Origin of the sequence: Sphingosinicella sp., from assembly GCF_052388015.1 — a bacterium.
In the GTDB taxonomy this organism is placed as follows: domain Bacteria; phylum Pseudomonadota; class Alphaproteobacteria; order Sphingomonadales; family Sphingomonadaceae; genus Allosphingosinicella.
This window is the reverse complement of sequence record NZ_JBQTIN010000025.1, coordinates 1-19,345: the sequence shown is the minus strand read 5'-3', so window position 1 is coordinate 19,345 and position 19,345 is coordinate 1. Positions and strand designations below refer to the sequence as shown.

20 protein-coding genes and 1 pseudogene are annotated in these 19,345 nt (G+C 68.4%); 12 read left to right on the top strand and 9 right to left on the bottom strand.

Annotation, left to right across the window (positions count from 1 at the left end):
- Positions 1-839 (top strand): annotated as a pseudogene (locus ACT4N3_RS02085) (malate synthase G); the annotation flags it as partial.
- 4 nt (positions 840-843) lie between these two features.
- Here ACT4N3_RS02085 and era read toward each other — a convergent pair.
- Genes era through lepB form a run of 3 tightly spaced genes read right to left on the bottom strand, consistent with a single transcriptional unit; the run spans position 844 to position 3,247 of the window.
- Positions 844-1,737 carry a GTPase Era gene (gene era, locus ACT4N3_RS02080; RefSeq protein ID WP_444853548.1) on the bottom strand — a complete coding sequence of 298 codons (894 nt, stop codon included), beginning with the start codon at positions 1,735-1,737 and terminating at the stop codon, positions 844-846.
- Positions 1,734-2,399, bottom strand: coding sequence for a ribonuclease III (gene rnc, locus ACT4N3_RS02075; protein WP_444853549.1), 666 nt, complete (start codon positions 2,397-2,399; stop codon positions 1,734-1,736). The genes era and rnc overlap by 4 nt, the downstream gene beginning before the upstream one ends.
- Complete coding sequence (gene lepB, locus ACT4N3_RS02070; RefSeq protein ID WP_444853547.1) at positions 2,399-3,247, bottom strand: signal peptidase I; 849 nt, start codon at positions 3,245-3,247, stop codon at positions 2,399-2,401. Before lepB ends, rnc begins: the two co-directional genes overlap by 1 nt.
- A gap of 83 nt (positions 3,248-3,330) precedes the next feature.
- On the opposite strand from lepB, the gene pgi reads away from it, so the two are divergent.
- The 5 genes from pgi to ACT4N3_RS02045 are packed head-to-tail and all read left to right on the top strand — an operon-like array spanning position 3,331 to position 10,516.
- Positions 3,331-4,839 carry a glucose-6-phosphate isomerase gene (pgi, locus tag ACT4N3_RS02065; RefSeq protein ID WP_444853546.1) on the top strand — a complete coding sequence of 503 codons (1,509 nt, stop codon included), beginning with the start codon at positions 3,331-3,333 and terminating at the stop codon, positions 4,837-4,839.
- A 1-nt stretch (position 4,840) separates the two neighbouring features.
- Positions 4,841-6,190 (top strand): glutathione-disulfide reductase, encoded by a 1,350-nt coding sequence (gorA, locus tag ACT4N3_RS02060; protein WP_444853545.1) that lies wholly within the window; start codon positions 4,841-4,843, stop codon positions 6,188-6,190.
- 49 nt (positions 6,191-6,239) lie between these two features.
- Complete coding sequence (locus ACT4N3_RS02055; RefSeq protein ID WP_444853544.1) at positions 6,240-7,514, top strand: hypothetical protein; 1,275 nt, start codon at positions 6,240-6,242, stop codon at positions 7,512-7,514.
- 48 nt (positions 7,515-7,562) lie between these two features.
- On the top strand, positions 7,563-8,183 hold the full coding sequence (locus tag ACT4N3_RS02050; protein ID WP_444853543.1) for a methylamine utilization protein: 621 nt from the start codon (positions 7,563-7,565) through the stop codon (positions 8,181-8,183).
- Between the two features lie 11 nt (positions 8,184-8,194).
- Positions 8,195-10,516 carry an EAL domain-containing protein gene (locus ACT4N3_RS02045; RefSeq protein WP_444853542.1) on the top strand — a complete coding sequence of 774 codons (2,322 nt, stop codon included), beginning with the start codon at positions 8,195-8,197 and terminating at the stop codon, positions 10,514-10,516.
- A gap of 73 nt (positions 10,517-10,589) precedes the next feature.
- Here ACT4N3_RS02045 and ACT4N3_RS02040 read toward each other — a convergent pair whose 3' ends face one another.
- Positions 10,590-10,913, bottom strand: coding sequence for a hypothetical protein (locus tag ACT4N3_RS02040; protein ID WP_444853541.1), 324 nt, complete (start codon positions 10,911-10,913; stop codon positions 10,590-10,592).
- 119 nt (positions 10,914-11,032) lie between these two features.
- On the opposite strand from ACT4N3_RS02040, the gene ACT4N3_RS02035 reads away from it, so the two are divergent.
- Complete coding sequence (locus tag ACT4N3_RS02035; protein ID WP_444853540.1) at positions 11,033-12,625, top strand: phytoene desaturase family protein; 1,593 nt, start codon at positions 11,033-11,035, stop codon at positions 12,623-12,625.
- Here the strand turns inward: ACT4N3_RS02035 and ACT4N3_RS02030 are convergent.
- On the bottom strand, positions 12,622-12,858 hold the full coding sequence (locus ACT4N3_RS02030; RefSeq protein ID WP_444853539.1) for a DUF6356 family protein: 237 nt from the start codon (positions 12,856-12,858) through the stop codon (positions 12,622-12,624). The two genes, ACT4N3_RS02035 and ACT4N3_RS02030, sit on opposite strands and share 4 nt — an antisense overlap.
- 88 nt (positions 12,859-12,946) lie before the next feature.
- Between ACT4N3_RS02030 and ACT4N3_RS02025 the strand changes: the two genes are divergently transcribed.
- On the top strand, positions 12,947-14,128 hold the full coding sequence (locus ACT4N3_RS02025) for an acetyl-CoA C-acetyltransferase (protein WP_444853538.1): 1,182 nt from the start codon (positions 12,947-12,949) through the stop codon (positions 14,126-14,128).
- Positions 14,129-14,186: 58 nt separating this feature from the next.
- Here the strand turns inward: ACT4N3_RS02025 and ACT4N3_RS02020 are convergent, their stop codons facing one another.
- Complete coding sequence (locus tag ACT4N3_RS02020) at positions 14,187-14,492, bottom strand: hypothetical protein (RefSeq protein WP_444853537.1); 306 nt, start codon at positions 14,490-14,492, stop codon at positions 14,187-14,189.
- Between the two features lie 93 nt (positions 14,493-14,585).
- Positions 14,586-14,948, bottom strand: a complete 363-nt coding sequence (locus ACT4N3_RS02015) for a PilZ domain-containing protein (protein WP_444853536.1) — start codon at positions 14,946-14,948, stop codon at positions 14,586-14,588.
- A gap of 165 nt (positions 14,949-15,113) precedes the next feature.
- Here ACT4N3_RS02015 and ACT4N3_RS02010 point away from each other — a divergent pair, with 165 nt between their 5' ends.
- Positions 15,114-15,896, top strand: coding sequence for an SDR family oxidoreductase (locus ACT4N3_RS02010; RefSeq protein ID WP_444853535.1), 783 nt, complete (start codon positions 15,114-15,116; stop codon positions 15,894-15,896).
- On the opposite strand, the gene ACT4N3_RS02005 is transcribed toward ACT4N3_RS02010, so the two are convergent.
- On the bottom strand, positions 15,897-16,211 hold the full coding sequence (locus ACT4N3_RS02005) for a hypothetical protein (RefSeq protein WP_444853534.1): 315 nt from the start codon (positions 16,209-16,211) through the stop codon (positions 15,897-15,899).
- A gap of 55 nt (positions 16,212-16,266) precedes the next feature.
- Here ACT4N3_RS02005 and ACT4N3_RS02000 point away from each other — a divergent pair, with 55 nt between their 5' ends.
- On the top strand, positions 16,267-16,992 hold the full coding sequence (locus ACT4N3_RS02000; protein ID WP_444853533.1) for an aspartate/glutamate racemase family protein: 726 nt from the start codon (positions 16,267-16,269) through the stop codon (positions 16,990-16,992).
- Here the strand turns inward: ACT4N3_RS02000 and ACT4N3_RS01995 are convergent.
- The gene (locus ACT4N3_RS01995) at positions 16,989-17,753 is read right to left on the bottom strand and encodes a hypothetical protein (protein WP_444853532.1); all 765 of its coding nucleotides are present in this window, start codon (positions 17,751-17,753) and stop codon (positions 16,989-16,991) included. The two genes, ACT4N3_RS02000 and ACT4N3_RS01995, sit on opposite strands and share 4 nt — an antisense overlap.
- Positions 17,754-17,843: 90 nt before the next feature.
- Here ACT4N3_RS01995 and ACT4N3_RS01990 point away from each other — a divergent pair, with 90 nt between their 5' ends.
- Both ACT4N3_RS01990 and ACT4N3_RS01985 read left to right on the top strand, forming a co-directional pair.
- Positions 17,844-18,839 carry a CaiB/BaiF CoA transferase family protein gene (locus tag ACT4N3_RS01990; RefSeq protein ID WP_444853531.1) on the top strand — a complete coding sequence of 332 codons (996 nt, stop codon included), beginning with the start codon at positions 17,844-17,846 and terminating at the stop codon, positions 18,837-18,839.
- A gap of 1 nt (position 18,840) precedes the next feature.
- The coding region (locus ACT4N3_RS01985; RefSeq protein WP_444853530.1) for an acyl-CoA dehydrogenase family protein at positions 18,841-19,345 on the top strand (505 nt) is incomplete at its 3' end.

Genomic DNA, 19,345 nt, shown 5'->3' with positions numbered 1-19,345 from the left:
CGGTGAAGGATAGGATCGTGTTCATCAACACCGGCTTCCTCGACCGCACCGGCGACGAGATGCACAGCGCGATGCGGGCCGGGCCGATGATCCGCAAGGCGGAGATGAAGGCGTCGGACTGGATCGCGGCCTATGAGGACCGCAACGTCCAGATCGGTCTGGCCTGCGGCCTCGCCGGCAAGGCGCAGATCGGCAAGGGCATGTGGGCCGCGCCGGACCGGATGGCCGACATGCTTGCCGCAAAGATCGTCCATCCCAAGTCAGGCGCCACCACCGCATGGGTGCCGAGCCCGACCGCTGCGACCCTCCATGCGACGCACTATCACCGGGTGGACATGTTCGGGCGACAGGAGGAACGGCGCGCGGAGCCGGTCGCGTCGCTCGACAAACTGCTCAGCGTGCCGGTCGCGGCCGGACGCAACTGGTCGTCCGAAGAGGTGCGCGAGGAGCTGGAGAACAATGCGCAGGGCATCCTCGGCTATGTCGTGCGCTGGGTGGAACAGGGGGTCGGCTGCTCCAAGGTGCCGGACATTCACGATGTCGGCCTGATGGAGGACCGCGCCACCCTGCGCATCTCCTCCCAGCACATGGCGAACTGGCTCCGCCACGGTGTTTGTACGCGCGAGGAGGTCGAAGCGGCGCTCAAGCGGATGGCGGCGAAGGTCGACGCACAGAGTGTGGCCGACCCGTTCTATCGTCCGATGGCGGGCCGCGAGGAGGAAAGCCTGGCGTTCCAAGCCGCTCGCGCGCTCGTGTTCGAGGGCGAGGCGCAGCCCAACGGCTATACCGAGCCGCTGCTCCACGCCTTCCGCCGACGGGCGAAGGCTGGCGCGGCCTGACAGCCTACTCCACCCAGTCCAGCCCGATCTCGCGATAGAGGCCGCGGTCCTCTTCCCATTTCGGGTTGACCTTCACGTGGAGGAAGAGGTGGACCTTGCGGCCGAGCAGGGCGCCAAGCTCGGCGCGCGCGGCGGCGCCGATCTCCTTGATCCGCGCGCCGCCCTTGCCGAGCACGATCGCCTTCTGGCTGTCGCGGCCGACGAGGATCTGCTGGTGGATCGCGACCGAGCCGTCCTTGCGCTCCTCATATTTCTCGGTCTCGATCGCGCTCGCATAAGGCAGTTCGGCGTGGAGCTGGCGGTAGAGCTGCTCGCGGGTTACCTCGGCGGCGATCATCCGGTCGGTGGCGTCGGACACCTGGTCGTCGGGGAAATGCCACGGCCCTTCCGGCACCCGCGCGGCGAGCGCCGCCTTGAGCTCGGCGACGCCGTCGCCGGTGGTGGCCGAAACCATGTAGATCTCTTCGAACGCGACACGGCCCTCGGTCTGCGCGATCAGGGTCAGCAGCGACTCCTTGCGGACCAGATCGACCTTGTTGAGGATCAGCAGCTTGGGCTCCGGCCGGTCCTTCAGCCGATCGAGCAGATCGGTGACGCCGCGCTTCAGCCCGGTTTCGGCGTCCACCACCAAAGCGATCAGATCGGCATCGCGCGCGCCCTCCCACGCCGCCGCGACCATCGCCCGGTCGAGCCGCCTTTTGGGATCGAAGATGCCCGGCGTGTCGAGCAGCAGGATCTGCGCCTCGCCCTCGATCGCGATGCCCATCAGCCGCGCGCGGGTGGTCTGCGCCTTGGGGCTGACGATCGCCACCTTCTGGCCGACCAGCGCGTTGACCAGGGTCGATTTGCCGGCATTGGGCGCACCGACGACGGCGGCGAAGCCGCAGCGCGCGCTCATTCCAGCCGCCCCAGCAGCGCCCGCGCCGCCTCGGTCTCGGCCTCCTGCTTGGAAAGGCCGGAGCCGCTCGCCTCGCCGGCGCCGTTGACCCGCACGACGACGGTGAAGCGGCGGGCATGGTCGGGCCCGCTCATCGCGGCCACCTCGTATTCGGGCGGACGGCGCTTCTTCGCCGCGGCCCATTCCTGCAGCGCCGCCTTGGGATGCTTGGGCGGCTGGCTGAGCCGCGTGACGCGATCGCCCCATGCCTTGCGGATGAATGCGGTCGCCGCCGCAGATCCCGCGTCGAGATAGAGCGCGCCGATCAGGGCCTCGACCACGTCGCCGAGCACGTTGATGCTGTCGAACACGCCGTCGTCCTGCGCCTGCCGCCCCAGCCGCAGCATCGGGCGCACGTCGAGCTCGAGCGCGATTTCGGCGCAGACGTCGCCGGAAACGAGCGCGTGAAGGCGGTGCGACAATTTCCCTTCCGGCTCGTCCGGATAAAGCTCGATCAGCCAGGTCGCGACGACGAGGCCGAGGACTCGATCGCCGAGGAATTCGAGCCGCTCGTAATTGTGACCGGGCGCGCTCGAATGGGTGAGCGCGGCCTCGAACAAGGCGAGGTCTTTCGGCCGCAGCCCCATCCTTGCTTCCAGCCAGCCGGCGAGATCGACCGCCATCAGTAGAGATTCCCGATCCGGCTCCAGCGGGCCGCGGTGAACCAGGTCCAGGGCTTCAGCCATTCGGCCGAGCCGTCCGTCGACCAGAAGGCGACAAACGCCTCGCCGAGCACATTCTCGACCGGCAGCAGGCCGACGCCGCCGACCTCCGCCGGAACGCGGCTGTCGGCGCTGTCGTCGCGATTGTCGCCCATCATGAACAGCCGTCCCTCCGGCACGACGATCTCCTCGAAATCGTCGAGCTGGGTACGGCCCTGATCGAGCACATCGTAGCTGCGCCCCTCGGGCAGCGTCTCGCGATAACGCGGATAGAGGCAGACCTGCCCGTCCGGCGTCGAAATCCGCCGCGCGGCGGGATCGCTCCCGGTCAGTCGGCACTCGCTGTTCGGGCTCACCGGCATCGCATAATCGGCGATCCGCTCGCGCGGCACCGGCCGGCCGTTCAGGATCACGACGCCGTCCCGAACCGCAATCCGGTCGCCGGGCAGGCCGATCACCCGCTTGACGATGTCGTAGTCCTCGCCGCCGGGCGAGCGGAAGACGACGATGTCGCCCCGGTCGGGCAGCCGACCCCAGATCCGGCCCGAGAAGGAGCCCAAGCCGAAGGGCATCGAGTAACGCGACCAGCCATAGGGCCATTTGGTGACGAACAGATAGTCGCCGATCGCGAGGTTGGGCAGCATCGATCCGGAGGGAATCATGAACGGCGCGAAGACGAAGCTGCGCACGATGAGCGTGGCGACGAACAGGACAAAGAGGAAGCGGATCGTCGCCCCCCAGCTCTCCGGTTTCTTCTCGGGCGCGGCGGCGATTTCGGGCGCGGCCGCCGGTGGGGACTCGTCCGACATGGCCCGCGCTTTCGCTTGGGGAGGGCGGCCGGTCAAGCGAGGGACGCTAGGCAGCGCCGCGCCAGCCGCCTAGAGGCGGGCGAATGAACGAGGCGTTCGATCGGGCCTGGGCGGCGGTTGAGGAGCTGGAGCCGGCGCCGCTCGCCGATCTGTTCGCGGCCGAGCCGGACCGGCTGCAGCGGCTGGTGATCGAGGAAGCGGGCCTGCGCTTCGATTTCGCCAAGACCCATTTGTCGGCGGCCAACCTGCCTGTTTTCCTCGCGCTGGCCGAGGCGGCCGGCTTCGCCGAGCGGCGCGATGCGCTTTATGCCGGCGCCGAAGTCAATCCGACCGAGGGGCGGGCCGCCGAGCATCCGGCCGAGCGAGGGGAGGGCGCGCCGGAGAGCGTCGCCCGGGCGCGGGCGCTGCACCAGCGGATGCGCACCCTGATCGATGCGATCGAGGCGGAGGCTTTGGGGCCGGTGCGCCACATCCTTCATCTCGGCATCGGCGGCTCGGCGCTGGGGCCGAAGCTGCTGGTCGACGCGCTTGGCCGCGATGCCGGGCGCTATGAGGTCGCGGTGGTCAGCAATGTCGATGGCGCCGCGCTGGCCGAGGCGATCGCCGGCTTCGACCCGCACGCGACTCTGATCGTCGTCGCCTCCAAGACCTTCACCACCGGCGAGACGATGCTCAACGCCCGCTCCGCGATGGCCTGGCTGGAGGAAAGCGGCGTCGCCGATCCGTTCAGCAAGCTGGTGGCGCTCACCGCTTCGCCCGACGCGGCGCTCGACTTCGGCGTCGACGAAACGCGCATTCTGCCCTTCGTGGACACCGTCGGGGGGCGCTTCTCGCTCTGGTCCTCGATCGGCTTTTCGGCGGCGCTGGCGCTCGGCTGGGACGCCTTCGAAAGCCTGCTCGAAGGCGCGGCGGCGATGGACCGCCATTTCCGCCTCGCGACGCCGGAGCGCAACGCGCCCTTGCTCGCCGCCTTCGCCGACCGGCTCTATGTGAACGTGACCGGCGCCGGCAGCCGCGCCGTGTTCGCTTATGACGAGCGGCTCAGGCTGCTGCCATCCTATCTGCAGCAACTGGAGATGGAGTCGAACGGCAAGGGCATCCGGCTGGACGGGATGCTCGTCGGCCGGGCCACCGCCCCCGTGACCTGGGGCGGGGTCGGGACCGACGCGCAGCATGCGGTGTTCCAGCTGCTGCACCAGGGGACGCAGATCGTCCCGGTCGAGTTCGTCGCGGCGATCGAGCCCGCTCATGGCCTCGATCCCGCCCATCACGAGCAGCTGCTGGTGAACTGCTTCGCGCAGGGCGCGGCGCTGATGGCCGGCCGGCCGTCGGACGATCCGCACCGGACCTATCCCGGCGACGGGCCCTCGACGACGATCCTGCTCGACCGGCTCGACCCGCGCACGCTCGGCGCATTGCTCGCCTTCTACGAGGCGCGGGTCTTCGCCAATGCCGCTTTGCTCGGCATCAACCCGTTCGACCAGTTCGGGGTCGAGCTCGGCAAGGAAATGGCGAAGGCGATGGACGGGGAGGGCGAGATGGATTTCGATCCCGCGACGAGCGCGCTGATCGCGCGGGTGTTCGGAGAATAGAATGGCCAAGACTTACGACTACGACCTGTTCGTCATCGGCGCCGGCTCCGGTGGCGTGCGCGCGTCGCGTGTGGCGGCGGCGCATGGCGCGCGGGTGGCGATCGCCGAGGAATATCGGGTCGGCGGCACCTGCGTGATTCGCGGCTGCGTGCCGAAGAAGCTGCTCGTCTTCGGCGCCCATTTCGCCGAGGATCTGATGGACGCGCGCCGGTTCGGCTGGAAGATCGGCACCTGCAAGTTCGACTGGCCGACCTTGCGCGACAATGTGCTCGCCGAGGTCGAGCGGCTGGAAGGCATCTATCAGGACATTCTCGACCGGCACGAGGTCGAGACGTTTGCCCAGCGCGCGACCGTGACCGGCGCCAACGAAGTGACGCTGGCGGACGGGACCAAGGTCAGCGCGGCGACGATCCTGATCGCGACCGGCGCGCATCCCGCAATCCCGGACGTGCCGGGCGCCGGGCATGGCATCACGTCGAACGAGGTCTTCCATCTCGAATCGATGCCGAAGCGGGTGATGATCGCCGGCGGCGGCTATATCGCCAACGAGTTCGCCGGCATCTTCCACCAGTTCAGCTGTCATGTGACGATCGTCAACCGCGGCGACATCATCCTGCGCCACTATGACGAGCAGGTCCGCGACCGGCTGCTGCAGATCTCGCTGACCAAGGGCATCGAGTTCAAGTTCAACGCGCCGTTCGAGACAATCGAGAAGGGCAAGGGTGGCAAGCTCACGGTCAAGCTTGCGGGACAGGACCCGATCGGAACCGACCTGCTGCTCTGGGCCGTGGGCCGCGATCCGAACACCGCCGGCCTGGGGCTCGACAAGGTCGGCGTCGAGCTCGGCAAGAACAAGGCGGTGCTGGTCGATGAGGACAACCAGTCCTCCGTGCCGTCGATCTACGCGATCGGCGACGTCACCGACCGGGTGCAGCTCACACCAGTCGCGATCCGCGAGGGCCAGGCGTTCGCCGACACCTTGTTCGGCGGCAAGCCAACCCGCGTCGATTATGCCAACATCCCGCACGCCGTGTTCAGCCATCCGCCGATCGCCTCGGTCGGGCTGACCGAGGGCGAGGCGCGCGAGAAGCTCGGCGGCTACAAGACCTTCACCTCGGATTTCCGGCCGATGAAGAACGTGCTCGCCGGCCGCAACGAGCGCTCGCTCTACAAACTGATCGTCGAGGAGGGCACCGACCGGGTCGTCGGCCTGCACATGATCGGGCCCGACGCGCCGGAGATCCTCCAGGCGGCGGCGATCGCGGTCAAGGCCGGGCTGACCAAGGCCCAGTTCGACGACACGATCGCGCTCCATCCGACCATGGCGGAGGAGCTGGTGCTGATGCGGTAAGCTGTTGAAGCGAACCGCTTCTTAACCATATTCGGCGCATCATTGCAGGATGAGCCACCGGACCCGCGCGCGCCGGATCGCCGTCGCCTTGCTCGCGGCAGCGCTGACGCACATCCCGGCGACGCCCGCGATGGCCGATCCGCCCCGGCTGGAGCTGCCCACCAATCTTGACGCGGTCATCGACCTCCGCGTCGTGCTGACCGACGGCGAGCGATCGTGGACGGACAACGGCTTCGGCCCGGCCCGCTTCGGCGGTGGCGGCGAGGATGCCCGTATCCGCCCCGTCCCGACGGCCGGCTATCTCGCCTGGCACGGGCCGATCGCCTGGTCGCTGAACGGCACGGTCGCGGTCGCGGCGCAGGACGAGCAGGACCAGCCGGTCGACCTCATTCAGTCCTTCGTTGAATGGCGGCCGGTGCCGCGCGGGCCGGCCCGCTTCTCCTTCCGCGCCGGCCTCTACTGGCCGGAAATCTCGCTCGAACATTCCGGCGCCAATTGGCAGGTCGAGGACATGATCACGCCCTCGGCGATCAACAGCTGGATCGGCGAGGAGGTGAAGGTGCTGGGCCTGGAGGGCACTGCCGTCCAGCCCGTCGGCAGCGCGCGCCTCTCGGCAACGCTGGGCGTCTTCGGCTTCAACGATACGGCCGGGACTCTGCTCTCCTTCCGCGGCTGGGCGCTGCACGACCAGCGGAGCGGCGCGTTCAGCCGTCAGCCGCTGCCGCCGCTCAACCCGTTCATGCAGATGGTCCAGCCGCAATGGACCGCGCCGACCACCGAGACCGACCAGCGTCCCGGCTATTACGCCCGCCTCGGCCTGACGATGGCGGCGCCGGTCAGCCTCAACGCCTTCTATTACGCCAATCGCGGCGTCCCGGAATCGGTGACCAGCGACCTGCAATGGGGCTGGGAGACGCGCTTCCTCAACATCGGCGCGCGGATCGATCTGGGCGAGCAGACGCGGCTCCTCGCCCAAGCGATGACCGGCACGACCGAGATGGGTTTTGAGGAGAACGGCCGCTATTGGGTCGAGACCCGTTTCCGCGCCGCCTACCTCCGTCTCACCCACGAAATCGGCCGGCTCGCGCTCAGCGGCCGAGTCGATCTGTTCGACACCCGCCAGCGCGGCTCGCGGCTCTTCGCCGAGGATGGCGGCGATGGCTGGGCGCTGACCGGCGCCGCGGCCTGGCGGCTCGGCGATCAGGCGCGGCTGCTGTTTGAGTGGCTGCATGTCGACAGCGAGCGGGTGGCGCGCGTGCGCGTCGGGGTCGCCCCCGCGCAGAGTCAGAATGTCGTTCAAGCCGCCCTGCGTCATTCTCTTTAGCGGCAATCGCTTACCGGATGTTCACCTTCCTGCGGCAAGGCTGGCAGGATGCGCGTTCCCTGCCTCGCTTCGGCGCTGATCGCCGCTGCGACGCCTGCCGTCGCGGCGGATGTTCTCATTGAGGTCCGCACCGCCGCCGGCCAGCCGGTGCCCCATGCCGTGCTCACCCTCTATCCCGGCGGTCGGCCCACCCCGCCGGCGCGCGGCGGCGCCTACCGCGTCGAGCAGCGCGATCTGCAATTCTCGCCCTTCGTCCTCGTCGTGCCGCCCGGCTCGGACGTCTCCTTTCCCAATTTCGACAATGTCCGGCACCACGTCTATTCCTTCTCGCCGGTCCGCCGCTTCGAGCTTCAGCTCTTTGCCCGCGAGCAGACGCGCAGCGTCCGCTTCGATCGGCCGGGAATCGTGCCCTTGGGCTGCAACATCCATGACGGGATGATCGCTTATATCCACGTGGTCGACACCGGCCTCGCGGTGCGCACCGACGCGCAAGGGCGGGCGATGCTGACCAATGTGCCGGTCGGCCCGGCCGTGGCCCGGCTCTGGCATCCATATCTGCGGGCGCCGAACAACCAGGTCCAAGGCAACTGGACGATTCAAGCGGGCCGGCAAGGGCAGGTCATTACCGTCAACTTGCGCCCGCCGCCGCGGCCGCCGCGAACCTACTGACGGCGAGCCTTATGTTCACCCGCATCCGCACCCGTCTCGCGGTTCTCTATGCGGGGCTGTTCGCGCTGACGCTCAGCCTTGTCGCGGTCGCGCTCTACGCGGTGATCGCGACGACGTCGGAGCGGCAGGTTCGGGGCGAGTTGATCGCCTCGGGCGCGGTGTTCGATCGGCTGCTTGAGCTGCGCACCCGCGAGCTCGGCAACGCCGCGATGCTGCTGTCGCGCGACTTCGGCTTTCGCGCCGCTGTCGCGACCGGTGATCCGCGCACGGCGCTGTCGGCGCTCGACAATCTCAAGGCCCGGCTTGGCGTCGACACTGCCTTCATCCTCGGCGCGGCCGGCAACGTGACTGGCCTCGACGATCCCCGGTTGCGCCAGGACGCGGCCGGCCTGTGGTCGGCGCTTGATTCCGGTCGCGCCAGCGGCATCGTCCCGCTCGGCGGCGTGCCGCGCCATGTCGTCGCCGCGCCGATCATGGCGCCCGGCCCGGTCGGCTGGGTCGTGTTCGCGAGTGAGCTCGGCCCGGAGCAGATGCGCCGGCTGGAGCAGCTTTCGGCGATCCCGATCACCGCCCGGGTGCTGTCGCGTGGCGCCAGCGGCGGCTGGACCGGCGGCGGCGGCGATCCGGCGCTCGGCCCGTTCGTCGACCAGCGGGTCGGCGACGGCGCGCCGGCGCGGCTTGACGCTGCGGAGGGGGCGACGATCGCGCTCGCGCGGCCGATCGCCAGTCTCGCCGAAGGGCAATCGGCGGCGCTCCTGATCCGCTACCCGCTCGCGCAGGCGATGGCGCCTTACTGGCCGCTGCAGGTCGCGATGGGCCTCACCGCTTTGTTCGGCCTCATCCTTGTGGTCTTCGGCTCCTGGCGGTTGTCGCTCAGCCTGACCCGTCCGATTTCTGCGCTCGACCAGGCGGCGCGGCGGATGGAGGAGGGGGAGACGGTCTCGGTCGCGATCGAGACACAGGACGAGATCGGCAGGCTTGCCAGCAGCTTCAACCGAATGGCGGCCGGCATCGCCGAGCGCGAGAAGAGGATCACCCAGCTTGCCTTCAACGACAGCCTGACCGGGCTGCCGAACCGCGCCTTCTTCCGCCAGAATCTGGAGCTCGAGCTGCGCCAGGCGAGCCGCCGCGGCGATCGGGCGCTCGCCTTGCTCTGCGTCGACCTCGACAATTTCAAGGCGGTCAACGACACGCTCGGCCACCCCGTCGGCGACGAGCTGCTCCGCGCCGTCGCCGCCCGCCTCGGTGCAAACGTGAGCGACGCCTTGGTCGCGCGGCTCGGCGGCGGCGAATTCACGATCGTGCTTGCCCGGCGCGATGCGCATGAGGAGGCCGGCGCGATCGCGGCGCGGCTGATCGCGGCGCTCGCCGAGCCGTTCGATATCGCCGGCCATCAGCTCACCGTCGGCGCGAGCGTCGGCATCGCGCTCTCGCCCGGCGATGGTACGGACGCCGACGCCCTGCTCAAGCATGCCGACCTCGCGCTCTACCAGGCGAAGGGGGAGGGCGGCGGCGTTTCCCGCTTCTTCGAGGCCGAGATGAACGCGCGCGCCCTCGCCCGTCATACACTGGAGAGCGACCTGAGGCGCGCGATCGCCAATGGCGAGTTCGAGCTCTATTTCCAGCCGCTCTTCGATCTCGAGACCAACCGGATCGGCTCCTTCGAGGCGCTGATTCGCTGGAATCATCCCGAGCGCGGGCTGGTGTCGCCCGACGAGTTCATTCCGCTCGCCGAGGAGACTGGGCTGATCGTGCCGATTGGCACCTGGGTGATTCAGGCGGCGTGCCGCCAGGCGATGCAATGGCCCGAAGATGTGCGGGTGGCGGTCAATGTCTCCTCGGTCCAGTTCCGCAAGCCCGGCCTCGCCAATGTGCTCATGCAGGCGCTCGCCGCCAGCGGTCTCGATCCCAAGCGGCTTGAGGTCGAGATCACCGAGTCGGTGTTCCTGGAAAGCACCGATGCGCTGACCGGCGTGCTCCACTCGCTGCGCGCGATGGGCGTCCGGATCGCCCTCGACGACTTCGGCACCGGCTATTCGAGCCTCAGCTATCTGCAGAGCTTCCCGTTCGACAAGATCAAGATCGACCGTTCCTTCATCGAGCAATTGCTGAGTCGCGCGGGCTCGACCGCGATCGTCCGTGCGATCACCGACCTCGCCCGCGCGCTCGGCATGGAGACGACCGCCGAGGGGGTGGAGAATGAGGACCAGCTCGCCTTGCTGCGCGAGCAGGGCTGTTCCTCGGTTCAGGGCTATCTGTTCAGCCGGCCGGTGAACGCCGCCGGCGTGATGGCCGCGCTCGCCGCCGAGAACAAAGCCCGCGACGCCGCCTGATCCGGCCGCTGCTCAAACGAAAGGGCCCCGCCGTCGCCGGCGAGGCCCTCGTCTCTTGCGACCGCGGCCGAAGCTACGGCGTCAGGTTGATGTCGGTCGTCTCGCACAGGTTGATGCCGCGCCAGTCGCCGGTGTCGCCGTCGTCATAGGTGGCGCGAATGTCCCAGATGCAATGATCCTCGTTCCGGTCGAAGGTGATCTGGGCGCTCTCGCCATTGGCGAGAATGTCCCGGCCGAGGATGTCCGGGCCCCAATCGTTCGACGCAGTCGGCGATACGTTAAGCGTGATCACCGCATGGCCGCTGTTGTTGTGGATCGTGAAATCCTGGGCCGCGGCCCAGGCCGCGGTCGAAATCGCCGCCACGGACAAAGCCGCGGCCATCAAGAATTTGCGCATTTTCGTGACTCCCTTTGCCCACCCCGGGCGGCACGGACCATAAGCGTTTCCGTTTACACGGCAATCCGGCAAATGCGGGGGCGGCTGGCGGCGCGCGAGGCCACTGCTATAGGCCCCGTATGAGTGAGCGCGGGGAGCGGAGCGACGTCCTGATCGTCGGCGCGGGGCATAATGGCCTCGTCTGCGCTTTCTATCTCGCCGCGCGCGGGCTGAAGGTCACGGTGCTCGAGGCGCGCTCGGTCGTCGGCGGCGCGGCGGTGACCGAGGAATTCCATCCCGGCTTCCGCAACTCCACCGCCAGCTACACGGTCGGCCTGCTCCAGCCCAAGGTGATCCGCGACATGCGGCTCTACGAGCGCGGGCTGGAGGTCGTGCTCCGCAAGGTCGACAATTTCCTGCCGACGCTGGAAGGCGACTACCTGCTCGCCGGGCGCGGCGGCCTCACGAAGCGCGAGATCGCGCGCCATTCGGCCGCCGACGCCGCGGCCTATGACCGTTATTCCGCGGCGCTCGACACGGTGGTCGCGATCGTTCGTCAATGGCTCTTGCGAGCGCCGCCTAATGCGGGCGGCGGCATCGGCGACCTCATGGCGCTCTTGAAGCTCGGCGGCGGCGTCGGACGGCTGGGAATCGAGAAGCAGCGCCACGTCGTCGATTTCTTCACCCGCTCGGCGGCGGAGATCCTGGAACGCTATTTCAGCCACGAGCTGGTCCAGGCTTTGTTCGGCTTCGACGCGGTCGTCGGCCACTATGCCAGCCCCTATGCGCCCGGCACGGCCTACGTGCTTCTCCACCATGTCTTCGGCGAGGCGGCGGGCGTGGCGGGCGCCTGGGGCCATGCGATCGGCGGCATGGGCGCGATCACCGAGGCGATGGCGCGTGCGGCCCGCGAGCAGGGCGTCGAAATCGTTCTCGACGCGCCGGTCGAGGAGATCATCGTCGATCAGGGCAAGGCGGTCGGGGCGGTCGCGGGCGGCAAGACCTATCGCGCAAAAGCGATCGCCGCCGGCGTGAACCCCAAATTGCTGTTCGATCAGCTGCTTCCGGATGGCGCCGTGGAGCTTGACGTGGCGGCACGCATGCATAGCTGGAAAAGCGAGAGCGCGACCTTCCGGATGAACGTCGCCTTGTCGGAGCTACCCCGCTTCGCCGCCTTGCCGGAGCCGGGCGATCATATGACGGGCGGCATCATCATGGCGCCATCGCTCGCTTATATGGACCGCGCTTATTTGACCGCGCGCACCGAAGGCTGGTCGCGCGAGCCGATCCTCGAGATGCTGATCCCCTCGACGCTCGACGACAGCCTCGCCCCCGCCGGCAGTCACGTCGCCAGCCTGTTCTGCCAGCATTTCCCTTATGAGGTGGAGGGCGGCTGGGACGCGCGGCGCGACGAAGCGGCGGACCATGTCATCGCCCATGTCGATCGGTTCGCGCCCGGCTTCAAGGCCGCGGTGATCGGCCGCTCGGCGCTGTCGCCGCTCGACCTCGAGCGCCGCTTCGGCCTGATCGGCGGCGACATCTTCCACGGCAAGATGGGGCTCGACCAGCTCTTCTCGAACCGGCCCTTGCTCGGCCATGCCGATCATCGCATGCCGCTCAAGGGCCTCTACCTCTGCGGTTCCGGCGCTCATCCCGGCGGCGGCGTCACCGGCGCTCCCGGCCACAATGCCGCGGCAGCGATCCTGAAGGACCGGCGCAAGCTCGGTTTCTAGATGATCGGGTGCCGCTCCCAGTTCGCCTTTTCGGCGCGGCCGTGGAGCTTGGCGTGCAGGCGGTTCATCGACTGGCTGCCGGTGTTGACGCACCAGAAGGGGAAGATCGCATGGATCAGGCAGGCGAAGCCGCCGGCGATCATCCTGACGCCGAACCAGCTCGCATGGGCCATATGCTCGACATAGGTTTCGCCGACCTCTTTGGGGTGGCGCGTGAAGGGGTTGCGGCTCATGCCACCCGCATAGCCGTTTCGCGTGCCGCCTTCCAGACTCGCGCCGCTGCCGCTAAGGCGAATTGACGTAAACGTAAGGGAAACGGGAATGGCCGAGGCCTATATCGTCGATGCGGTGCGCACCGCCGGAGGCAAGCGCGGCGGCGCGCTCAGGGACTGGCATCCGGTCGATCTGGCCGCTTTGGTGCTCAACGCGCTGGTCGATCGGACCGGGATCGATCCGGCGATCATCGACGATGTCGTGATGGGCTGCGTCGGCCAGGCGGGCGAGCAGGCGTTCCATGTCGGCCGCAACGCCGTGCTGGCTTCGAAGCTGCCGCAGTCGGTGCCGGCGGTGACGATCGACCGCCAGTGCGGCTCCTCGCAGCAATCGATCCATTTCGCCGCCCAGGCGGTGATGAGCGGCACGCAGGACATCGTCATCGCGGCCGGCGTCGAATCGATGACCCGGGTGCCGATGGGCCTGCCGGTCACGTTGCCGATGCAGCACGGCATCGGCACCGGCCCGTTCCCGCAGAGCATACGCGATCGGTTCGGCGTTTCGATGTTCAGCCAGTTCGTCGGCGCCGAGATGATCGCCGCCAAATATGGCTTCGAGCGCGACGATCTCGACGAGTTCGCGCTGGAGAGCCACCTCAAGGCGGCGCGGGCGATGGGGCAGGGCGCCTTCGCCGCCGAGATCGTCGCAGTGCCGGTGGTGAACGAGCGGGGCGAGACGGTGATGCACAATGCCGACGAAGGCGTCCGCGCCGACGCGACGTTCCAGGGCATCGCCTCGGTCAAGCTGCTTCAGGACGGCGGCAGGATCAGCGCCGCCAACGCCTCACAGATCTGCGACGGCGCGTCAGGGGTGATGATCGCGAGCGAGGCGGCGCTGAGGGCGCATGGCCTGACGCCGCTCGCGCGCGTCCACAATCTCACCGTCACCGCCGGCGATCCGGTGATCATGCTCGAAGAGCCGATTCCCGCCACCGCCCGCGCGCTGTCGCGTGCCGGCATGACGATCGACGACGTGGATCTCTACGAGGTCAATGAGGCGTTCGCACCGGTGCCGCTCGCCTGGCTCCAGGAAACCGGCGCCGATCCCGCGCGGCTCAACGTCAACGGCGGCGCGATCGCTCTCGGCCATCCGCTCGGCGCCTCGGGCGCGAAATTGATGGCGACCCTGACCCATGCGCTGAAGGCACGAGGGCTGCGCTACGGCCTGCAGACGATGTGCGAGGGCGGCGGCATCGCCAATGTGACGATCGTCGAGAACCTCGCCCGCTAGACATGAAAACGCCCGCCGAATCGCTCCGGCGGGCGTTTCATGATCGTTGATCGTGCGATCAGCGGCCGCGACGGCCGCAATTGCCCCGATCGGAGGAATCCGAGTCGGTGGTGCGATTGCCACGGCCATTACCGGCCGGATCGGCATTCGCGCCGCTGTCGGCGTCCGAGCAGCCGCGGATGCGGTTGCCGGGTCCACCGCGACCACGGCCGGCCGGATCGGCGGTCGCGCCGGCGTCGCCGTCGGTGACCTGGAACGCCTGGGCGCCGCCGGTGAACGCGATCATCGCGCCTCCGCCGACGATGGCACCGCCCGCGACGCGGGTCAGGAACGACCGGCGGCTGAGCTTACGTGTTGGCTTCATGATAACCCTCCCCATGCTCGACAGGAGCAAGGGAGGCATAGCTGGTTTCCGACAGGGTAACAATACGGGCCGGCAGCAGCCGCCGGCGGTTGGTTAGCCGTCGATCCAGCCCGAGCCGTTGGACAGGCGGGCATGGCCGCTTTTCTTGCGGCCGAAGCCCGGCTTGACGGGCGCGGCCGCCTGCGCGGGACGCTGAACCGTTTCGACCGCCTCGTCGTCGAGCAATTCGTCGAAGGCGATGCCGGCCTGACCGTGCGACAACCAGGCGATCCGGCCGAAGCTCTCGAACTCGCCGCGCTTCAGCATCACGTCGGTGCCGACGGGCGGCAAATCCTCGCCGGAGATCCGGGCGCCGCCGACGGAAAGGTCGCGGATATGGATGTTGCGCTCGCCGCTGACCAGAATCAGCCGCGCCGCCAGCAGCATCGGCTGCCTTGCATAGCGCCGGGCCTCCATGCCCCCCGTCACGCCAAAGGGTGCAAATCCGCTCGCGCTCACAGCTTTTCCTTTCCCGCTCATTCACTGCCGGACTAGCGCATCATCCCTAACGGCGCGTTAAGTATAGCGGCTTTCCGATCGTCCCGGAGACGAATAGGAACGGCCGCGAAAGGAGACGGTTCCATGAGGCTCGACGGAAATATTTCGGCGGTGGTCACGGGCGCGGCGTCGGGTCTGGGCGAGGCGACGGCGCGGGCCTTCGCGGCGCGGGGCGTGAAGGTCGCGCTGTTCGATCGCGACGCGACCAAGGGCGAGAAGGTGGCGGGCGAGATCGGCGGAATCTTCTGCCAGGTCGACGTGACGTCCGACGAGGCGGTTGATGCCGGGTTCGCCAAAGCGCGCGAAGCGCACGGGCAGGAGCGGATCTGCATCAATTGCGCCGGCGTCGCCAATGCGATGAAGACGGTCGGCCGCGACAAGGTGACCGGCGAGGTCAAGCGCTATCCGATGGTGCAGTTCGAGCTCGCCATCCAGATCAACCTGATCGGCAGCTTCCGCGTCCTCGCCGCCAGCGCCGCCGGCATGGCGACGCTCGATCCGCTCGAGGACGGCGAGAAGGGGCTGATCGTCAACACCGCCAGCGTCGCGGCGCAGGACGGCCAGATCGGCCAAGCCGCTTATTCGGCCTCGAAGGCCGGCGTGCTCGGCATGGCGCTGCCGATCGCCCGCGACCTGATGAGCGAGGGAATCCGCGTCAACACGATTCTCCCCGGCGTGTTCGAAACGCCGATGGTCGCGATGATGCCGCAGAACGTGAAGGACGCGCTCGCCGCCCAGGTGCCGTTCCCGAAGCGGCTCGGCCAGCCGGACGAATATGCCCGGCTCGCCGTCTTCATGGCGGAAAATCCCTATCTCAACGGCGAATATGTCCGCCTCGACGGCGCCATCCGCATGGCGCCGCGCTGATCACCAGATGCCGTGCGGCTGCCCGTTGATGATCCGCGCCGGTGCGCCATTCCATTGAATGACACGCCCTGTTGCCTGGCCGGGAGTGGCGCGCGCCGGAGCGGCCGGCGGGCTGCGCTCCTGCCGCGATTCGGCCGCCAGCGACTGGTCGAGCGCGTTCAAGTCGGTCCTGAAGCTGCGGCCCTGGTTGATTCGCGGCCGCGGCGCGGCGTCGGCTGCTGTTTCGCCGGTGTAGGAAAGCCGTGGCGCGCGCGCTGAATCGGCGCCTTCGGGCGCGATCGCGGCCTGGAGGAGCAAGGCGAGCAGCAGGTCCATGCCGCCGCTTTGCGCCAAACCTGGAAAAGCATTCGTGCATGAAAGCGGTTAACCGATGACGCTTCATATCGGCATTCTCGCCCATAGCGCGGAGGGCGCGACCCTCTGCTACCGCGCCTGTTGGCTGGAGGGCGTGCGGCGGATGGGGCCGCACGACCATCCGGAGATCACCCTCACCGGCGTCGCGATGCACCAGACACTGCCGGCCTGGGAGGCGGGCGATCTCGCGACTCTCCGCGCGCTGTTCATGGCGGACACGGCGAAGCTCGCCGCGGCAGGCTGCGACTTCTTCGTCGTGCCGGACAACACCGCCCATATCGCACTCGAGGCGCCGGGCGATCCGTTCCCGATCCCCTGTCTCCACATCGGCGAGGTCGTCGCGGATCGGGCGGCGGCGGACGGCCGCCGCAAGGTTGCGATCCTTGGCACAGAGTGGACAATGACCGGGCCGGTCTATCCGGGCGCGTTCGGGCGGCGCGGCATCGACTGGGCGGTGCCGGACAAGGCGGACCGCGCGACGGTCCACCGGATCATCTTCGACGAGCTCTGCCTTGGCGAGTTCGGCGAGGAATCGCGCGCCCGATATGTCGCGATCATCGAGAAGCTCGCCGCACAGGGCTGCGACGCGGTGGCCCTGGTCTGCACGGAAATCCCGCTGCTGATCTCGGCCGAGGATTCACCTCTGCCGATTCTCGATTCGACTCGGCTGCTGGCCAAGGCGGCGGTCGCGGTCGCGCTCGGCGACCGGCCGCTGCCCGATTGGCGTGGCGGTCCGATCTAGCGACGCCGTTCTGCTCTCCCGAAGGACTGGCGCACCAGATGGGCGGTGACGTTCGCCGCCTGCTCGGACGGCAGCGCGGCGGCGGCGCGATAGAGGGCGATGCCGGTCGTGCAGCGTTCCTCCGCCGTGCCCTGGCCGGCGCTCCCCGCATTGATCCGCTGCGCCAGCTCCGGATCGAGCGCGCGGATGGCGAGGAACCATAAAGCCCCGTCCGCCTCGCTTAGCGGGCCACGCGCCACGCGCTGCGGACCCTCCCCGTGCCGCGCGGCGCGGAACTGAAGCGCGTTCGCCTGGCCGATCGTCGCCAGCGCCGCCGGCGGCAGCCGCTCGCCCTGCGCCCCGTCGCGGACGAAGGCGGCGCAGAGCGGAGCGCCGGCCTCGCGCAGCCGCAGCAAGGTGGCGAGATTGGCGTCGGCGAGCGCGTCGAGGTCGGCGGCCGGCGCGCTGGCGATCGCCTCCGCCTTGCTGGCGATGAAGGCGCGCAACCGCTCTGTTGCGGCGCGATCTGCTTCTTCGGCGCCCTGCCGGTCGGTGATTTCGGAGAGCACGGACAAATAAGCGCGATAATCGTTCGGATAGGCTTCGCGGAATGCGGCCAGCGTCGCGGTCAGCTCCGGCCGCGCCGTCAGTCGCGCCTCGACCGAATCCGCCGACGAACGCTGCGCGAGCAGGAAGCCGACGAACAACAGAAACCCGCCGCCGATCAGCAGGATCGACAGCCAGCCGGCGGCGCAGCGGCGCGGGCGAGGTGTTTCAGTCATGTGCGAGCCAGCCTCTAGCGCGATCCGCTGCGAAATCCATGCTGACTCCGGGGAACCGCTCTCCTAGGCTTGTCCTCGGGAGGGCACGCTTTGAGACCGCTCGAAGGCATCAGGATCGTCGAGTTCGCCGGCCTCGCGCCCGCGCCTTTCGCGGCGATGATGCTCGCCGACCATGGCGCGGAGGTGACCCGGATCGAGCGTGCCGGCTGGTCGCATCCGATCCCGGCCGACAAGGACGTGCTTCGCCGCAATCGCGCCGAAATCCTCACGCTCGATCTTAAGAAAGAGGCTGATGTCCAGCGGGCGAAAGGTATCTGCGGCGACTCCCACGGTCTGATCGAAGGCTTCCGGCCAGGTGTTATGGAGCGGCTCGGCCTCGGCCCGGAAATCCTTTGCGCCGCCAATCCGCGCCTCGCTTATGGCCGCATCACCGGCTGGGGGCAGGAAGGGCCGCTGGCCCAGGTCGCAGGCCATGACATCAACTACATCGCGCTTGCCGGCAATTTGCACGGTTATGGTCGCGCCGGTGCGCCGCCGACGCCGCCGATAAACGCGGTCGGGGATTTCGGCGGCGGCGGGCTGCTGCTCGCCTTCGGCCTCCTCGCCTGTATCCTGAAGGCGCGCTCGACCGGCGTCGGCGGCGTGGTCGATGCCGCGATGGTGGACGGCGCCGCCTTGCTCAACGCCCAGACCTACGCCCTGCTTGCCGCCGGCATGTGGAAGGACGAGCGCGGCACGAACCTGCTCGACAGCGGCGCCGCCTTTTACGACAGCTACCAATGCGCCGACGGCCAATGGCTCTCGATTGGTGCACTGGAGCCGCATTTCTTTGCCGTGCTGAAGGAACGGCTGGGGTTGTCCTCGAGCCAGTTCAATCCCGGCCTGCGCGCCGAGCTCGAGGCGCTGTTCCGCTCGCGGCCCCGGTCGCACTGGACGGCCCTGCTCGAAGGCAGCGACGCCTGCGCCGCGCCGGTGCTGAGCCTGGCCGAAGCGCCCGCTCATCCCCACAATGCCGCGCGCGGCACCTTCGTCACCATCGACGGCATCCTCCAGCCCGCGCCGGCGCCCCGCTTCAAGGAGCCCTGACATGCTCGATCTCTCCCGCCGCTCCGCCTTCAATGAGGAGCACGACCTCTTCCGCGACCAGGTCCGCAAGTTCTTCGACCGCGAGCCCACCCCGCATCTCGATCGCTGGGAGGAACAGGGCGAGATCGACAAGGCATTCTGGCGGAAGGCCGGGGAGGCGGGGCTGCTCTGCCCGACGGTTCCGGAGTCCTATGGCGGCCTGGGCCTCGATTACGGCTACAACGCGGTGATCGACGAGGAGCTGGGCTATCTCGGTTCCACCGCCGGCATCGGCCTCCATTCCGATATCGTCGCCCCCTATCTGGTTCACTACGGCTCTGAGGAGCTGAAGCGGCACTGGCTGCCGAAGATGATTTCCGGCGAAACGCCGACCGCGATGGCGATGACCGAGCCGGGTGCGGGATCGGACCTGCAGGGCATCCGAACCACCGCGATCGCGGATGGCGGCGATTATGTCGTCAATGGCTCAAAGACCTATATCACCAATGGCCAGCATGCCGATCTGA

Coding starts and splice junctions, on each gene's coding strand:
- ACT4N3_RS02030 (WP_444853539.1), bottom strand. CDS start 12,858: ATGAGCCGCAACCCCTTCACGCGCCACCCCAAAGAGGTCGGCGAAACC.
- rnc (WP_444853549.1), bottom strand. CDS start 2,399: ATGGCGGTCGATCTCGCCGGCTGGCTGGAAGCAAGGATGGGGCTGCGG.
- ACT4N3_RS02020 (WP_444853537.1), bottom strand. CDS start 14,492: ATGAAGCCAACACGTAAGCTCAGCCGCCGGTCGTTCCTGACCCGCGTC.
- pgi (WP_444853546.1), top strand. CDS start 3,331: ATGAACGAGGCGTTCGATCGGGCCTGGGCGGCGGTTGAGGAGCTGGAG.
- ACT4N3_RS01995 (WP_444853532.1), bottom strand. CDS start 17,753: ATGACTGAAACACCTCGCCCGCGCCGCTGCGCCGCCGGCTGGCTGTCG.
- ACT4N3_RS02045 (WP_444853542.1), top strand. CDS start 8,195: ATGTTCACCCGCATCCGCACCCGTCTCGCGGTTCTCTATGCGGGGCTG.
- ACT4N3_RS02000 (WP_444853533.1), top strand. CDS start 16,267: ATGACGCTTCATATCGGCATTCTCGCCCATAGCGCGGAGGGCGCGACC.
- ACT4N3_RS02005 (WP_444853534.1), bottom strand. CDS start 16,211: ATGGACCTGCTGCTCGCCTTGCTCCTCCAGGCCGCGATCGCGCCCGAA.
- ACT4N3_RS02050 (WP_444853543.1), top strand. CDS start 7,563: ATGCGCGTTCCCTGCCTCGCTTCGGCGCTGATCGCCGCTGCGACGCCT.
- era (WP_444853548.1), bottom strand. CDS start 1,737: ATGAGCGCGCGCTGCGGCTTCGCCGCCGTCGTCGGTGCGCCCAATGCC.
- ACT4N3_RS02010 (WP_444853535.1), top strand. CDS start 15,114: ATGAGGCTCGACGGAAATATTTCGGCGGTGGTCACGGGCGCGGCGTCG.
- gorA (WP_444853545.1), top strand. CDS start 4,841: ATGGCCAAGACTTACGACTACGACCTGTTCGTCATCGGCGCCGGCTCC.
- ACT4N3_RS02040 (WP_444853541.1), bottom strand. CDS start 10,913: ATGCGCAAATTCTTGATGGCCGCGGCTTTGTCCGTGGCGGCGATTTCG.
- ACT4N3_RS02035 (WP_444853540.1), top strand. CDS start 11,033: ATGAGTGAGCGCGGGGAGCGGAGCGACGTCCTGATCGTCGGCGCGGGG.
- lepB (WP_444853547.1), bottom strand. CDS start 3,247: ATGTCGGACGAGTCCCCACCGGCGGCCGCGCCCGAAATCGCCGCCGCG.
- ACT4N3_RS02055 (WP_444853544.1), top strand. CDS start 6,240: ATGAGCCACCGGACCCGCGCGCGCCGGATCGCCGTCGCCTTGCTCGCG.
- ACT4N3_RS02025 (WP_444853538.1), top strand. CDS start 12,947: ATGGCCGAGGCCTATATCGTCGATGCGGTGCGCACCGCCGGAGGCAAG.
- ACT4N3_RS02015 (WP_444853536.1), bottom strand. CDS start 14,948: ATGGAGGCCCGGCGCTATGCAAGGCAGCCGATGCTGCTGGCGGCGCGG.